Genomic DNA, 12,937 nt, shown 5'->3' with positions numbered 1-12,937 from the left:
GGACTGTTTTGTGCGCTCACCGGCGGCACAAAACAGTCCGGCGGGTTCAAATTTTTCCCAAGCGCGGTGAGATGCCGCGCTCTCGTTCTCTGCCGTGAGATGCGGCAAAGGAGGCTCCAGAATCATGGCGAAAGGTGCTCGTATCCGCTCTGGGCCTATGCCGGACGAGAACTCTGCACGGTCTGATGCTCGCGGCTACAGGCTGGAGGATTTGCCAGCGTCCGGCTATGACGGCCCGGTGCCCGACTTTCCACTGCCCAACGTGACTGATCGTGAGTCTGAGGTATGGGAGTGGGCGTGGCGGACTCCGCAGGCGTGCGCGTGGTCGATGGACGTGTCGGGGTGGCTGGTGCGTTCGGTGGCGATGTGGACTCGGCTGTCTGTCCGGTGTGAGGACGCCACCGTGTCGGCCCCGGTGCTGGGGCAGTTGCATCGTTTCGCTGAGCACATCGGCTTGACGCCTGCTGGTTTGGCAGCTCTGGGGTGGAAGATCACAACCCGCACCGCCTCGTCAGTCGAGGCTGAGGCTGCGACGCCGAAGCGGTCTCGCGGCTCGAAGCTGAGAGCGATCAATGGCGGCCTCGCTTCCTGACGATGACTGGTCGGTTGCGTGGCCAACTCTGGGGTATCTGTCTGCTGACTGGATCGAGGCCCACTGCCTGGTCGCTGACGGCTGGTCGATGGGTGAGCCGTTTGTGCATGACGGCTGGCAGTTGTGGTGCACACTCAACCATTACAGGGTGAAGCCGAAGGCGGTGTTTAACCAGGCCCGCCCGGTGGGTGCGCCAGCGTTCCAGTATCGCCGTTCGCAGGTGGTGGGGCCGCAGAAGACGGGGAAGTCGCCGTGGGCTGCGTCGCTGATCCCGTTCGAGGCTGTCGGGCCGTGCATTTTCGCTGGCTGGGCTGTTGGTGGCGAGCGGTATCGGTGTGTCGATCATGGCTGCGGTTGCGGGTTCGTCTACGCCTACGATGCGGGTGAGCCGATGGGTATTCCGCGGCCGGTGTCCCGCATCCAACTGTTGGCGACGGCTGAGGATCAGACCGACAACATTTACGCGCCGCTCCAAGAGATGATCAGGCGCGGCCCGTTGCAGGAGCTGATGCGGGTTCGTGAGGATTTCATCCGCACGCCGAACAATGGCGAGGTGTTGCCGATCACGGCTGCACCGAACTCGAAGGTGGGCGCTCCCATCCATTTCGCGGTGGCGGATGAGTCAGGCCTGTACACGGGCAAGCTGATCAAGGTATGGCAGCATATGCGCCGCGGCTTGGCGGGTATGGGTGGTCGTGGCCTGGAGGTGACGAACCCGTGGGACCCGATGGAGAACTCGGCGGCTCAGCAGACGTTTGAGTCATCATCGAAGGATATTTTCCGGTTCTACCGCAGGCCGCCCACTGACCTGAGGTTTGAGCTGAAATCTGAGCGGGCGAAGATTCTGCGGTTTGTGTATCGCGGGTCGCCGTGGGCTGATCTGGAGGCAATCGAGGCCGAGTGCGCCGAGTTGATGCACACCGACCCGGCGCAGGCGAAGCGGTTCTTTGGGAACATGCTGGTGCAAGGCTTGGGCGCGTTCCTGCCTGAGGCTGTGGTGGAGGCTGCTGAGCTTGCGGTCGACGTGCCGGACGGCGCGGCGGTGTGTGGCGGGTTTGACGGGTCACGGTCGAGCGACTGGACGGCGCTGCGATTGCAGACGATTGACGGGCATCGGTTCACGCCAACGTATGGGCCAGATCAGCGTCCAGCGGTATGGAACCCAAGGGAGTGGCCGGAGGGTCGTATCCCTCGCGGCGAGGTTGATGCCGCCGTGGATGAGGTGATGCGCCGCTACAGGGTGGGGCGCATCTACTGCGACCCGCGGCACTGGGAAACGCAGGCCGATGCGTGGGCGTCGAGGTTCGGTGACGATGTGGTGCTGCAGTGGCCGACGAACTCGATTGCGCGCATGTTTCCAGCACTGGTCAGGTACCGGGAGGACATGGCCGAGGGGTTGACGACGCACGCCCCGGATGAGGTGTTCAAGGCTCAGGCGTTGGCGGCCCGGATGGTCGCGAAACCGGGCGACAAGTTCATTCTCGGCAAACCGGCTGAGCATTTGAAGATCGATGTGGTGATGGCTGACGTGCTGGCGCACGAGGCTGCCGCGGATATGGCGGCGGCCGGTTGGTCGACCGAAGCCAAGGAAACGATTTTCTTCCTATGAGTCGCGAAAGGGGTGGCTGCGTGTGCTGAGTGTTGACGAGCTGCAAACTCTTGACCGGCTGTACCTCGACCTACGTTCCCATCGTGATTCTGACGACATGCTGCTGTCCTACTACGACACGGAGCATGCCTTCACGCATATCGGGTTGGCGTTGCCGCCTGAGTATCGCCGCGAGTATGACGTGATCACGTCGGGGGCGGCTGTGGTGGTGGACTCTGTGGTTGATCGCCAGCAGATGCGCGCCCTCGTGCTCCCCGGCGAAGAGAAGGCCGATGACCGGTTGCGCGCTATCTGGGATGCGTCGAACGGCGACGTGCAGCTCGCGATGTTCAATCGGGATCGCAGACTGTTTGGTCGGGCGTTCCTGACGGTGGGCGGCAATAACAAGAATCCGGATCTGCCGTTGATCCGTGCCGAATCTCCGCGTGAGATGGCTGGCCTTGTTGATGAGCGTCACGAGATGGTGACGGCGGCTGCACGGTTCTACGGCGTGGATGCCGTGACTCGACGCACCCCTTGTTTCGCGACGCTGTATCTGCCTGATGAAACGGTGTGGGTTGAGTGGTCGCCGCGTACCGGCAAGTGGGTCGAGGTCGACCGCGACCAGCACCGGATGGGTGTCGTCCCAGTGTTCATGCACCTCAACAAGAGGGTTTCAGGGTCATGGGTTGGGAGGACGGCGCTGACCAGGGGCCTGCGGTCGATCATCGACAGCTCGTGCCGGAATCTGACGAACCTGCAGTTCGCGGTCGAGTCGCATGGCATCCCCCGCATCTTCATGACTGGGGTCGTGAAGGGCGATTTTGTTGACCCGAAGACTGGTGAGCCGTTGCCGGTATGGGCCGCCTACTACAACGCGATTCACACAATCACAAACCCGCAGGCGAAGGTCGGACAACTCACCGCCTCCGATTTGAAGAACTTCCGCGCCGCCCAGGAGGCGTATGCGATCGAGATGTCGGCGGCGACGGGCTTCCCGATCTCGTATTTCGGGCTCTCGACAGCGAATCCTCCGGCTGAGGGCGCGATCGTGGGCGAAGAGAAACGGCTTGTGCGTACCTGTGAGGCGGAGAACTCCGAGGTGGGTATGACTGTCGGATGGGCCGCTGCGCTCGCCTATCAGATCGCGACTAAGACGCAACTCCCCGGCAACAGGGTGCGGGTGGATTGGCACAATCCGGCGACCCCGACGGTGGCGCAGCGCATGGACGCGGTCGTGAAGGCCAAGCAGTCCGGCATCGTGTCCCGAGAAGGCGCTTGGGATGAGTTGGGGTGGTCGCCCGCCCGAAAGCGTCGCGAAGAGGGATATTTCCGTAACGAGGCGAACCTCGACCCTGAAATGCAGCTCGCATCGGAGCTGATACGTGGGACCGGCTGACAGTTTCCATCTGGCGCAGATCGCGACCGGGCGCGGCGTCGAGGTGCTGGTGTCGCGGATTTGGCGTAACGGCATGCGGCGTCCTGAGGATTGGCCGGATGTGTCGCGGCGACTGTCAGTGACGGTTGCTGCCGGTCAGGTGAGGGCTGCTGAGCGTGCTGGCCAGTTCGCGGCTGACGCTCTGGGCGTGGACTCGCTGATCAACCCGCGCAGCTTCGCCGGTCTCGCCTCCGATGGCCGCTCGCTGGATGGGCTGCTGTACTCGGGTGTGGTGCGTGCGCGTTCGGCATCGGGGCCGATGGCTGAGCGTATGGCGGCTGGTGGTCAGTGGATGGCGGGCCTCGCGAAGACCATGGTGGCTGACGCTGGTCGGGCTGCGACGCAGGCGACGATTGCGGCAACGCCGCGAGCTGGGTGGGTGCGTCTGGTGCGGCCCCCGTGTTGCCAGAGGTGTGCAGTGCTGGCTGGGAAGTGGTTCCGATGGAATGAGGGTTTCCGGCGGCATCCACTGTGCGACTGTGTGCATCGTCCGGCGCTGAGTGCGCCGCCGCCCGATTATTCGTCATCGATCGCACCTAGCCAGATTCACGACCTGACTGAGGCGCAGCGCAGGGCGATAGATGAGGGTGCGGACGTCAATCAGGTGATCAACGCTTATCGCAGAAGCTCGAAGAGTCGCGAATCATACCTGCTGACTACTGAGGGGATGTCGAAGCACGGAACCGCGAGGAACGCCTTGGGTAGATCGGGGAAGAGGCTTACCCCAGACGGCATTTTCCGCATCGCGGAATCGCGGGAGGAGGCGGTGCGCCTCCTGGTGGAGCACGGATACATCCTCCCCAATGTGCCGCTCGGGAGAGGCGGCGCTGCCGGGTACGGACAATTCGGTCGCGGCGGCAAGAGGGTCGCAGCACGGAATGCGGTCGAGCAGGCAAATGCGGCCGGAGTCAGGGCTGGCGACAGGTACACGATGACTGCGGCGGAGCGTCGCATGCACGACGCCAAGGTGAGGCTGAATGCGGCTCGCAAGAGCGGCGATTCCTCCGAGATCGCCGCCGCGGAGAAGGCATATCAGCGTTGGTTTGCGACAAGCGGCCAGATTTACACATGACCACCCGGGGCGAGATGCGCCGGACAAAACATGAGGGAGACGAGATGTCCAACCCCGCAAGCAATGCCGTGCCTGATGAGCAGGTCGAAGCGACCAACCAGCCGCACCCCCCAGACTCTGGCGGCGATTTCAAAAACGACGACTCGAAAAACGCTGTGCTCGCCGATCTGGCCAAGGAGCGCGACAAGCGCAAGGCGCTGGAGGATCGTTTCAACAAGCTGGCGGCCGCGCTCGGAGTCGACCAGAAGGCCAGCAAGGATGCCGACCTGTCGGAGAAGGTGGCCGACTTGACGACCCGCCTCGACGTGTCGGAGTTGGCGCGTCGTCACGGCATCACTGATGAGGACGATTGTGCTGCGCTGGCGGCCGTCACTGATTCGCAGGCCCGAGCCAAGCTCGCTGCCCGCCTCGCACCCCAGAAGGGTGCCGAGAAGGGTGAAGAGCCTGACGACGCCACCGTTTTCCCGCGCCCCAAACCGGATGCCTCGCAAGGCTCCAAGGGTGCGCCCCCCAAACCTGAGCCGCTGCCGGGCCGCGACCGTCTGGTTGCTGGCATCGAAGCGGCGCTGGGGAAGAAATAAGCCGTCTCGCCACCCCCGGCGAGCGAAACCAGAAAAGGAGTGAACAGCTATGGCTGTTACTTTCGCACAGGCCGCCACGTTGGTGGCCGACCCCGTTCGCCGGGGTGCCATCGAAACCGCGTCGCAAGTGTCGTGGGTGTGGGACAGGATGCCGTTCGAGGACATCGAGGGCAACGCCTACGCATACGACAAGGACAAGGTGCTTCCCGGCACCGCGTTCCGCACCGTCAATGAGGCGTACGTCGAGTCGACCGGTGTCATCAATCAGGCCACTGAGAATCTGGTGATTCTGGGTGGCGACGCCGATGTTGACCGCTACATCGAGCGCACTATGCGTTCGGCTCGCGGCGTGCTGTTGGCTGACCAGATCAGGATGAAGCTGGAGTCGGCGCAGGCCACCTACGTGGACGCCATGTTCAACGGCGACACTGCGGTTGATCCGAAGTCGTTCGATGGTCTCAAGAAGCGGCTCGTCGGGTCGCAGGTCATCGACTCAACTACGGCCCTCACTAGCGACGCCGCTCTGGACGACCTCGACAGCCTGTTCGCGGCTGTCGACGGCGGCCCCGATGTGGTGTACACGTCGAGTGATCTGCTCGGCAAGTACAAGTCGCTTGCGCGCAAGCTCGGCGGCTCCGAGTACGTCGTCTCGGAGATGACCGGCAAGCGTGAATGGACCTGGAACGGCGTGCCGTTCATCGACCCCGGCAACCACTGGTCGGGGCGCAAGATTCTGCCTGTCGGCGGCGGCGACCTGTACGCGATCAAGTTCGCCTGGAACACCGGCTCGGTTGGTGTGATGGGCATCCAGAACGGCCCGCTCGACTGCTACACGGTCGGCGAGTTGCAAGAGAAGCCTGCCTACCGTGCACGCATCGACTACTACCCCGGCCTTGTCGTGCAGGGTGGCCGCGCCGCGGCTCGCCTGCGTGGCGTCCAGAAGGCCTGAGAGGAACTGGATCATGGCTACTCGACCCAAAACAACCCGCATCGCGGATGACCAGACGCAAAACAAGCCGCAGACCACCGCAGCAGGCGACGCGCCCGCCGACACGTTCGACCCGGCGGAGCGTGCCAGCTCAGCGCCGGCCGACAAGGCCGCTGCTGCGGCTGCTGGTCACATGACGGTGAATGCGATCAAGCCGGTTGCCTCTATCCCGACACCTGCTGGCGGCAACCGGTCGGAAACGTATTCAGCGTTCGATCAGACCGGCAAGGAGTTCACCGTCACCCACAACTATGACACGGGCGCGACGAGCGCCGTACCGAAGGGGTGACTCAATGAGTGAGGGGGTGGCGAGGCGCTACTCGCAGAGCGATCTGGAGGCGAATTTGGGCCGCCCCCTCACCGATGCCGAAGCGCGTCAGGCCGAGCTGTGGACTGAGTGGGCTGAGGCGACCATCGCGAGACGCACGGGTGGCCTCGACCAACTAGACCAAGACATGTTGCGCATGGTGCTCGTAGAGTCCGTGTCAGCGCGACTGCGGCGTCCCGATCCGGTGACGCAGGTCAGTGTGCGTGTCGATGACGCGTCGGTGATGCGCAGCTATGCAGCATCGACCGGCCTGATCGAGATCCGCCCCGAATGGTGGGAAGCCCTCGGAGTGGTCGAGACCGGAGCGTTCTCAGTGTCGCCATACGGGGAACCTGGCCGCCATGTTGCTCGATGACGTGCGGGCCGAGCTGCCCGGACTGAGGGCGCAGGCCGAATCGCTGATGACCTCACAATGGCGCATTGAGCGGGACACGGGTGAGATGTCCGAGTCCGGCTACAGCGACCAGGCTATGCGAGAGGTCGTCTATGAGGGGCGAGGCAAGCTCCAAACCTACGAGGGCTACGAGCAGTCAACCACCATCGGCCCATCGTCGGCTGTCGTGCAGCGGATGCAGCTCCATCTCCCGGTTAGCCGCTACAAGCCGCAACTCGGCGACATAGCGACATGCATGCACGCCTGCGATCCAGGGCTTGTGGGGCGCAGGTTCCGTGTCGCGCAAACGTGGCCGGTCAAGGACTTCGCGACCGCCTACCGGGTATCCGTGGACGAGATCGTGAAAGGGGCCTGATGGCTGGTGCATCGATCGACGTAACCGAGGTCCGCGAAGCGGTCGCTGACATGTCGCAGGTGCCTGTCCGAGTGCTCGCGAAGGTCAGGCTGATCGTCGCCAAAGGCTCCCTGAACATCAAGAATCAACTGCGTGCCGAGGCTGAGAAGTCGCGGCACTTCAAGCTGTCCACCCACATCAACTACGAGCTTGACTCTGACGAGTACGGCTCGCAGATCGGGCCGGTGAAGGTGGGTGCGGGCAACCTTGCGAACATCGCCTACTTCGGGGGCTCGCGGGGTGGCGGTGGGACGCTGCCTGACCCGCGTGTGGCGCTGGAGGCCGAGACAGCCGAGTTCATGCGCCAACTCGCGGACGCCGCGGTCGAGTCGGTGTTCTCGTGAGCACCGTCGTCGACGCTCTGGACGCGATGAAAGCCCGCCTCGAGTCGGTGCTGTCGGTGCCGGTGCTGATCGGTGACGGCACGGGCTCGACGCCGCCGTTCGTGGTGGTGTGGTCCGGGACAGAGGATCGGCAGGCCGACGAGTCGGCTGCTGGCTCGTGCGGGCAGTGGTCCGCACCTGTGGGCGTGACGTTCACGGCCCGTCTGCCGCGGACTGCGCTCCGCATGGCGTCCGATGGGAAGCAGGCCCTAACCCCTGACTTGATGCCCGCGCTGCTGCCGTCATCGGTGGCGCGGTTTCTCATCACTTACGAAGAGTCGACGCCGGTTGATGTCGACAGGGCTGTGGTGCTGCCCGAATCCAACACGAACCCGGCCTACACGGTCGTCATGTTCACCGTCTACACCCAGGAGATCTCATGAGCCTCATCGCCGCTATCGATACCCGCACCGGGAAGGTCCTGCCTGATCTGGTGCCTGAGCACTGGCTGGATCACCCGCTGCTGGGTAAGCATCTGGCCCCCGTCGAGGACGCAACCCCGGTCGAGCCGGAGGGCGAACCCATCAAGGACAACACCCCAACCACAAAGCGCGGCAAGGCCGCTGAAACGAAGGAGTAAGCCATGGCCGGAGGAGTACGCACCCTTGCCGATGGAAACACGAAGCTGACTATCCTCATCACCCGCCCCGCGAACCTCGACGCGATCACGCTGACGGAGTTGCAGGCCGGCATCGAGGCGTCCTGCAAGGTCGCCAAGAGCGGTACGAAGTTCTCGCCGTCGGCGTCGGATACAGAGCAAGACGCCCCCCTGTGCAACGAGGGTAACTCGGCTGCGCTGGGCGCCTCGAACTACGAGGGCACGCTCGCCCCGTTCTGGTACCTCGACAAGGACGGCAAGTACGTCCTCGAGGACAACGCGGTCTACGAGGCGGCACGCGCCAAGGGCGCGACCCTGACCTACGTGTTCCGCGAGGGGCCGAAGTCGGCGGTGGCGTGGGCGCAGGACGACCGCTACGACGCCTACGTGGGCGTCTCTGATAACCCGCAGAAGTCGGACGGCGGCGGCTACGTGAAGCGCACTATCCCAGTGCAGGTGCAGGCCGCCGCGCTCGACAAGACGGTCGCCGCCAGCGGCTAACCCCCCCCCATCCGCGACTGTCCGGCCCCGAGCTGTCCTTCCCCCGGGGCCGGGCAGTCGCACCTACTGGAAGGACACCCCATGACCAAGAAGAATGACGAAGCGCTTGGCGAAACCACCCCGCAAGCGGTGACCGACGACACCCTCGACCCTGCCGGGTTCGACCTCGCCGCATGGCTGGAAGGTCTCGCGCCGGCGAAGGCGCACTATAACCTCGAGGGCTGCGAGATCGTGATGCAGGCCCGCACTCAGACGTGGCGGGACGAGTTCATCGCCACCCACGAGAAGGACGAGGACGCCGAGCAAACCAATCTCGAGTTCCTGGCGGCGCACATCGCATCCCCGGCAGGCATGACCGCCGATGTGCTGCGGGCCATGCGCGAGACGCACGCCCCCGAGGTGGATGAGCTGGCGACATTGGCGCTCCAGCTCGACACGAAGCCGCGCAGCCAGATCGCGCCGCGTTTTTTGCCCTCTGCCTCCGACTGACAGGCAACGCGTGGGCGCTGGACGCGCTCACGTCGGCACGCGAGTGGGGGGTGCGTCCCAGCGTCATGCTGGGCATCCCCACCCGCGTACCATGGTCGGAGGTTGACCGATACCTCGCCCAGGCTTTGACGATCCGGGATGCGTCGCTGTGTCCGGGTGGCTGCGGCCACTATCTGGACGAGACCAGCGAGATGGATGGCTGGCATGAGGAGCGCCGCATCCGCTGTGATGCGTGCGCGGCGAAAGCGGAGGCCGAGAAGCAGGAGCCGACGCAGCCGGGCGAACTGTCCTACGCAGTGCGGGTCGACTAGCTCTGCGCGTCCGCAAAGACCCGCTCGCGATGAGTCGGGCACAGATTCTGGGCCGCTGACAGGGTGATCGCCGCCGCGAGGTCTGGGTCGGGGTCGCCGCCCCCTCCCCATCGCATGAGCAAAAGTGCGGCCGCTTTCCATCCAGCCTCATACCCGCCGCCGTCGTCGAGCGCCCTGCATGCCGCCCAACCTGCCATCAGCAACTGATTGTCTGTGATCTTTCCGACCTTGGCGCCGGTGACCGTGATCATCGTCCGGAACATGTCGGGGTCGGCTGGCTTGGTGGGGCTGGGCGTTGGGGTGGTTGTCACGGTCACGGTCTCGGCCGCAGGGGCTTGAGTCTCAGTCGCCGGGGGTGAGCAACCCACCGCGAGCAGAGGCAGCAACAGCAGTAGTGCACGACGCATGACACCAATCTACGCCGACAGGGGGTGACTCGATGGCTGATCGCAGCATCGTCGTCCGGCTGAGGGCCGAGGTCTCGGACTTCAACGCCCAGATCGGCAGCGCCTCCAAGTCGCTGTCGACCCTGATCGATGAGTCGAAGCAGTTCGACAAAAAAGCGACCACGACGATGGGGCAGATCGTCCAGTCGGCCAAGCTGCAGCGGGAGGCGTGGACGGGCACTGGGCAGGCGATGATCGCCGCCGGCGCGCCCGTGCTCGCGTTCAACGCGGCGATCGCCAAGACCGGCATCGAGTACAACACTTTGCAGCAGAAGTCGCGGGCAGCGATGCGCACCCTCATGGGTGGTGCCCGTGAGGCGAACGACCAGATGGACAAGCTGGACGAGTTCGCCCGCACCTCGCCGTTCTCCAAAGCGGTGTTTATCTCGGCCCAGCAGCAGATGCTCGGCTTCGGCATCGAGGCGCAGAAGGTCATCCCATACCTGTCGGCGATCAACGATGCGGTGGCGGCGACGGGCGGCTCGAACGAGGACATTTCCGAGCTGACGCGCATTTTCTCCCAGGTGAAGGCGGCGGCGAAGATCACCGCCACGGACCTGATGCAGTTCGGTCAGCGCGGTGTGGATGCTGCGACCCTGATCGGCTCCCAGATGGGCAAGACGGGTGCCGAGATCAGGGGCGAGATCACCAACGGCACGCTCGATGCTGGGCAGGCGCTCGATGCGCTCGCCGCTGGCATGTCGGAGCGGTTCGCCGGCGCGTCCGCGAACGTCAAGAATACGATGACCGGCGCGACGGACCGCGTGAAGGCGGCATGGCGTGACATGGCGTCGCTGATGACGGAGCCTCTGGTCGGGAAGAATGGCGGCGGCCTGCTCGTGGATGCTACCAACGGCCTCGCTGACTTCCTGCGCCTCGTCCAGAAGCTACCTGCCCCCATCCTGCAGGTCGGCGGCTTGTTGTCGACCATGGGGTCTGGGGCTGTGGTGCTGGGCGGGTCGCTACTGGTGCTAATCCCCAGGATTGTGGAGACGAAGGCAGCGCTCGATGCGATGCGCACCGGCCCGCTGGCCGGCGTGTACGGCGGTTTCCTCAAAGTGGCGAAGGGTGTCGGAATCGCGGCGGCGGCGTTCGCTGCGGTGCAGATCGCTGGCACCATCCTCAGCCAGTTCACCGCGCACGCGTTGGATGCCGCGAAGGCCGCCGAGGAGGTGGAGCGGGCCGCGAACGGCGTGGGTGATCTGGGGCGCATCTTCCGCGACGCCGACGACCCGGCCCGCGAACTGGCAGGCGGTGTCCGCGACGTTGCGTCCGCGTTCAAGTTCGTCAACGGGATCGATCACTCGTGGGGCGCAAAACTCGGGTACGCGGGAGAGAACGCCGTAGCGGGCCTGTTTGGTCTCGAGTCCCAGATGGACCGTGTTGGGCAGTCGTTCAAGAACTTGGACGCCGCAGTCTCTGGCATGGATGCGAGCAAGGCGGCGACCGTCATGGCTGACGTCGTGAAGCAGGCTCGCGAGGCTGGCGTCAGCACCGAGCGTCTCATCGCCCTGTTCCCCGAGTACAAGCGGAAGCTGGAAGATCAGGCCACCCAGCTCGGCATCACCGCTCTCACGGCGCAGGACTACGCCGACTGGATGGGCGGCGAGGTGCCGGTGGCGATCAGGGCCGCCGCGTCGGCAACCAAAGAGGGCACCGAAGCACTTGAGGAGATGGACCCGGCCGCCAAGAAGGCGGCCGAGGCAGCGTCGAAGCTGGCCGCGAAATGGCTGGAGATGGTGTCAGCGGCGTCGACCTCGTTCGTGTCGATCAGGGGCGCCTATCAGTCCGTCATCGACAAGAACAAGGAGCTGGCCGAGAAATCCGCTGACGCTACGAAGTCGACCACGGACTCCTGGACGGCCTTCTACGACGGCGTGACCGTCAAGACCCGTGACTGGATCAAAGCGCTCGAGGAGCAGGTCACCGCCCAGCGTGATTGGCAGACGAACATGCTGACGCTCTCGTCGCGCGTGTCGCAGGGCATGATCGACGAGCTGGCGCGTCTCGGCCCCGAGGGCGCACCGCTGGTGAAGCAGCTGACCACAGCATCGGACTCAGAGCTGCAGCGCCTCGAACGCCTGTTCGCCTCCTCCGGAAAGGAGGCCGGCGACAACTTCGCCATGAACCTCAGCGACGCCGGTCCCATCCTGCAGGAGGTCGCACGCAGGCACGGTAGGGCGGCGGCCAGCAGGCTGGCACGCGAGCTGGCGGCGGGCAAGACCACACTGCAGGACATCGTGCGCAACTACAACCTGACCACCTCGGTCAGCGTGCAGACCGGGCAGGCTGAGCGGCAATACTACTCGTTCGTCCGCAGCATCAGCGGCAAATCGGTGTCGGTGCAGGTCAACTACAAGCCGGGCAAAATGCCCGGCCTGGTCGCAGGGTTCGCGACAGGTGGTCAGCCGCGCAGGCTGTCGTCCGGTCTGATCAGCGGACCCGGCACGCCGACGTCGGACTCGATTCTCGCCCGCGTGTCGACGCGGGAGTTCATCCACAACGCCTCGGCGGTCGACCATTACGGCGTGCGCGCCATGTACGCGCTCAACTCGAGGCAGATTCCGCGCGAAGTGTTCGCGGCGATGGGGTATGCCTCGGGCGGCCAGCCAGGAACGAGGCCGTCGGTGACCGTCCCGACACCCACCTCGGCCCGACTGTCGCTCGACACCTCGGGCGTCGCGGCTGCGGTCGCTGCTGGCCTGGCTGGCGTCCGGATTGTGATGGTGGACCCGACCTCGGGTGTGGAGCGGCTGGTGGATGCGCGGATCGAGATGGCTGGCCGTCGGTCGGCATCGACGGTGAGGAGACGCTGATGATACTGGCTCCGCTGG

Annotated in this window: 16 protein-coding genes; 15 read left to right on the top strand and 1 reads right to left on the bottom strand. The window is 64.8% G+C overall.

Going from position 1 to position 12,937, the window contains the following annotated elements; translation table 11 throughout:
* The first annotated feature begins 572 nt into the window (after positions 1 to 572).
* The 14 genes from ACTQ40_RS09585 (at position 573) to ACTQ40_RS09520 (ending at position 9,657) form a co-directional block, all read left to right on the top strand.
* A complete protein-coding gene (locus ACTQ40_RS09585; RefSeq protein ID WP_441029632.1) occupies positions 573 to 2,201 on the top strand; it encodes a hypothetical protein in 1,629 nt (542 codons plus the stop codon).
* A gap of 22 nt (positions 2,202 to 2,223) precedes the next feature.
* Complete coding sequence (locus ACTQ40_RS09580; RefSeq protein ID WP_441042200.1) at positions 2,224 to 3,579, top strand: phage portal protein; 1,356 nt, start codon at positions 2,224 to 2,226, stop codon at positions 3,577 to 3,579.
* A complete protein-coding gene (locus ACTQ40_RS09575) occupies positions 3,566 to 4,690 on the top strand; it encodes a hypothetical protein (RefSeq protein ID WP_441042202.1) in 1,125 nt (374 codons plus the stop codon). Before ACTQ40_RS09580 ends, ACTQ40_RS09575 begins: the two co-directional genes overlap by 14 nt.
* Before the next feature lie 44 nt (positions 4,691 to 4,734).
* Positions 4,735 to 5,271, top strand: a complete 537-nt coding sequence (locus tag ACTQ40_RS09570; RefSeq protein ID WP_441042204.1) for a hypothetical protein — start codon at positions 4,735 to 4,737, stop codon at positions 5,269 to 5,271.
* A gap of 49 nt (positions 5,272 to 5,320) precedes the next feature.
* The gene (locus ACTQ40_RS09565; protein ID WP_441042207.1) at positions 5,321 to 6,220 is read left to right on the top strand and encodes a major capsid protein; all 900 of its coding nucleotides are present in this window, start codon (positions 5,321 to 5,323) and stop codon (positions 6,218 to 6,220) included.
* Positions 6,221 to 6,233: 13 nt separating this feature from the next.
* Positions 6,234 to 6,548, top strand: a complete 315-nt coding sequence (locus tag ACTQ40_RS09560; RefSeq protein WP_441042209.1) for a hypothetical protein — start codon at positions 6,234 to 6,236, stop codon at positions 6,546 to 6,548.
* A 4-nt stretch (positions 6,549 to 6,552) separates the two neighbouring features.
* Entirely contained in the window at positions 6,553 to 6,942 is a 390-nt protein-coding gene (locus ACTQ40_RS09555; RefSeq protein WP_421016213.1) for a hypothetical protein, read from the top strand.
* Positions 6,929 to 7,336 (top strand): DUF6093 family protein, encoded by a 408-nt coding sequence (locus tag ACTQ40_RS09550; RefSeq protein WP_441042210.1) that lies wholly within the window; start codon positions 6,929 to 6,931, stop codon positions 7,334 to 7,336. The genes ACTQ40_RS09555 and ACTQ40_RS09550 overlap by 14 nt, the downstream gene beginning before the upstream one ends.
* Positions 7,336 to 7,719 carry a hypothetical protein gene (locus tag ACTQ40_RS09545; RefSeq protein WP_441042212.1) on the top strand — a complete coding sequence of 128 codons (384 nt, stop codon included), beginning with the start codon at positions 7,336 to 7,338 and terminating at the stop codon, positions 7,717 to 7,719. The genes ACTQ40_RS09550 and ACTQ40_RS09545 overlap by 1 nt, the downstream gene beginning before the upstream one ends.
* A complete protein-coding gene (locus tag ACTQ40_RS09540) occupies positions 7,716 to 8,141 on the top strand; it encodes a hypothetical protein (RefSeq protein WP_441042214.1) in 426 nt (141 codons plus the stop codon). The genes ACTQ40_RS09545 and ACTQ40_RS09540 overlap by 4 nt, the downstream gene beginning before the upstream one ends.
* Positions 8,138 to 8,338: a hypothetical protein gene (locus tag ACTQ40_RS09535; protein WP_343089994.1), complete on the top strand. Its 201-nt coding sequence runs from the start codon at positions 8,138 to 8,140 to the stop codon at positions 8,336 to 8,338. Before ACTQ40_RS09540 ends, ACTQ40_RS09535 begins: the two co-directional genes overlap by 4 nt.
* 3 nt (positions 8,339 to 8,341) lie before the next feature.
* The gene (locus tag ACTQ40_RS09530) at positions 8,342 to 8,857 is read left to right on the top strand and encodes a phage tail tube protein (RefSeq protein WP_435541590.1); all 516 of its coding nucleotides are present in this window, start codon (positions 8,342 to 8,344) and stop codon (positions 8,855 to 8,857) included.
* An 81-nt stretch (positions 8,858 to 8,938) separates the two neighbouring features.
* Positions 8,939 to 9,346 (top strand): hypothetical protein, encoded by a 408-nt coding sequence (locus ACTQ40_RS09525; protein ID WP_441085627.1) that lies wholly within the window; start codon positions 8,939 to 8,941, stop codon positions 9,344 to 9,346.
* Between the two features lie 65 nt (positions 9,347 to 9,411).
* On the top strand, positions 9,412 to 9,657 hold the full coding sequence (locus ACTQ40_RS09520) for a hypothetical protein (protein WP_343090034.1): 246 nt from the start codon (positions 9,412 to 9,414) through the stop codon (positions 9,655 to 9,657).
* Here the strand turns inward: ACTQ40_RS09520 and ACTQ40_RS09515 are convergent.
* Entirely contained in the window at positions 9,654 to 9,908 is a 255-nt protein-coding gene (locus ACTQ40_RS09515; RefSeq protein ID WP_441141086.1) for a hypothetical protein, read from the bottom strand. The genes ACTQ40_RS09520 and ACTQ40_RS09515 overlap by 4 nt on opposite strands.
* Positions 9,909 to 10,096: 188 nt before the next feature.
* On the opposite strand from ACTQ40_RS09515, the gene ACTQ40_RS09510 reads away from it, so the two are divergent.
* Positions 10,097 to 12,919 (top strand): tape measure protein, encoded by a 2,823-nt coding sequence (locus ACTQ40_RS09510; RefSeq protein WP_441141087.1) that lies wholly within the window; start codon positions 10,097 to 10,099, stop codon positions 12,917 to 12,919.
* Positions 12,920 to 12,937: the final 18 nt, after the last annotated feature.

The sequence above is a fragment of the Collinsella sp. Sow4_D11 genome, from assembly GCF_052116465.1.
Lineage (GTDB): Bacteria > Actinomycetota > Coriobacteriia > Coriobacteriales > Coriobacteriaceae > Collinsella.
The sequence above is the reverse complement of the archived record's forward strand: the minus strand, read 5'-3'. Positions and strand labels throughout refer to the sequence as shown.